Annotated in this window: 3 protein-coding genes; all 3 read left to right on the top strand. The window is 59.5% G+C overall.

The window, feature by feature from the left end:
- On the top strand, window positions 1-473 hold a 473-nt coding region (locus tag EOA86_RS34705; protein WP_206630227.1), incomplete at its 5' end, for an NADH-quinone oxidoreductase subunit H.
- A gap of 23 nt (window positions 474-496) precedes the next feature.
- Window positions 497-1,063, top strand: a complete 567-nt coding sequence (locus EOA86_RS34710) for an NADH-quinone oxidoreductase subunit I (protein WP_128345626.1) — start codon at window positions 497-499, stop codon at window positions 1,061-1,063.
- A gap of 39 nt (window positions 1,064-1,102) precedes the next feature.
- Window positions 1,103-1,384, top strand: a 282-nt coding sequence (locus EOA86_RS34715; protein WP_128345627.1) for a CBS domain-containing protein, incomplete at its 3' end; no start/stop codon positions are given.

A 1,384-nucleotide genomic window follows, 5' to 3' on the forward strand; every position in this document is an offset into this window, starting at 1 on the left:
TGGTAATGGTGGCGCAATCCATGAGCCTGCTCGAGATCGTACGGGCGCAGGCCGATGTCTGGAACATCGTCTACCAACCGGTCGGGTTTTTCGTATTCTTCGTCGCCGGGCTGGCCGAAGCGCAGCGCATTCCATTCGACCTAGCGGAGGCGGAAGGCGATCTGGGGGCCGGGTTCCATACCGAATACAGCGGCATCCGCTTCGCGTTCTTCATGGTCAGCGAATACGCCGTCATGCTACTGGTGTCGGTCCTGTCGGTCGTCCTGTTCTTCGGCGGCTGGAACGGCGTGCTGATCCCGTTGCCGCCGCTCCTCTGGTTCGCGCTCAAGGTCGCGTTCTTTCTCTATGTGTTTATGTGGTTCCGCTTCACCTTCCCGCGCTATCGATACGACCAACTGATGGCGATCGGGTGGAAAGTCTTGCTTCCACTGTCACTGGCGAACATAATAGTAACAGGAGTTGCTTTCCTTTGAGGGCCACTCCAAGCGAGGCGGCGATGTCGCGCGCACTGCACATACGTGGAACTTGGATCGGCTGGGCATTCTTCGCCGATCTAGCGGGCGCTTTGGCGCTGACCTTCGGCTACATGTTCTCCAGATCCGTGACCATGCAGTATCCTGACAAGGAAAAATGGTTGCCCTATTCGCGTTACCGCGGGCATCACTTCCTGACGCGTGACGAAGAGGGCGAGATCAAGTGCGTGGCCTGCGAGCTCTGCGCGCGCATTTGTCCCTGCGACTGTATCGAAGTCATTCCCTACGAGGACGAGAAGGGCAACCGGCATCCAGCAAAATTCGAGATCGACATGGCCCGCTGCCTGTTCTGCGGGCTGTGCGAGGACGCCTGCCCCGCCGACGCGATCGCGCTTGGCCAAGAGTACGAATTCTCGAGTTTTTCCTCGCGTGACCTGGTGGTCGGACGTGACGATCTGCTCGGCAAACCGGGCAAGGCGACGACCGGCGGCGGTGTGGTCGCGGCGCGTCTGAACACCGAACAGGACGTGCTGGTCGAGACGAGTGAGCCGCAGGGATACAACTGGTGGCGGAATATCCGCCGAACGTGAACGCGCGGTAGCCGTCAAGCCGGAGCACAGGAGGCTCAGATGCTTGTCTGCCAAATCTTGAAGACCAAATCTCCCGAGCTCATCTCGGTCACACCAGATCAGACGGTCGTAGAAGTCCTGCGGCTGTTTCGGGACAACAACATCGGATTCGTGGTCGTCAGCAGTTCGCCCGGGGAATGCCTGGGCACACTGTCGGAGCGGGACTGCTGCTATGCGGTGGCTGAATACGGAATCGAGGCGCCCACAATGCGGGTCGCCGACATCATGAACCGCAGTGTGGTGACCTGTTCGACACAGGATTTGCTGCCCTTTGTGATGTCG

It is taken from the genome of Mesorhizobium sp. M5C.F.Ca.IN.020.32.2.1, assembly GCF_004023105.1.
Classification (GTDB): domain Bacteria; phylum Pseudomonadota; class Alphaproteobacteria; order Rhizobiales; family Rhizobiaceae; genus Mesorhizobium; species Mesorhizobium wenxiniae.